A 532-nucleotide genomic window follows, 5' to 3' on the forward strand; every position below is an offset into this window, starting at 1 on the left:
CCGGCCCTTGGCGTCGTAGGATTTGAAATGTTCAGCGCCGTCCGGATCAATGCGCTGCACCAGCCGCGCCCGCTGGTCATGGACATAAACTTCCTGGCTACCATCGGCGTTGTGAACCGTAACCTTGCCGCCGTCCTCCCACGCATACCGCGTGTCCATCTGTGAAAAGCTGGCCCAATGCCGAACACAGCGCGCCGCCTTACCAGCCCGTTCCCACTCCCAAAAGAAACTCGCCCCACCGGCCAACTGCCGCTCAAGAATGACGTGCTGATCGTCGTACCGATAAACCTCGCTTTCACCTACGGCATTGGTCGCTGAAACCAGTCGTCCAGCCTCGTCATAGGCGTAGGAAACAAGATTCTGCTCAGTCACCCATACGTAGGGTTCATACCCTTTGGCGCGATGAACCTGATAGTCCACCGCCACAATGCGACCCAGCTCATAGCGCAAGAACAACGAGCGCCCCGTACCGTTATCCAGCCGCTCAATCCGACCGGAACGATCACGCGAAATACGCAGCCGGTTGTCATAA

The 532-nt window shown here is 57.9% G+C and carries 1 pseudogene; it reads right to left on the bottom strand.

From position 1 onward, the window contains the following. Nucleotides 1-532 (bottom strand): annotated as a pseudogene (locus tag ACI77I_RS32130) (type IV secretion protein Rhs); the annotation flags it as partial.

The organism is Pseudomonas sp. D47, from assembly GCF_045447305.1.
In the GTDB taxonomy this organism is placed as follows: domain Bacteria; phylum Pseudomonadota; class Gammaproteobacteria; order Pseudomonadales; family Pseudomonadaceae; genus Aquipseudomonas.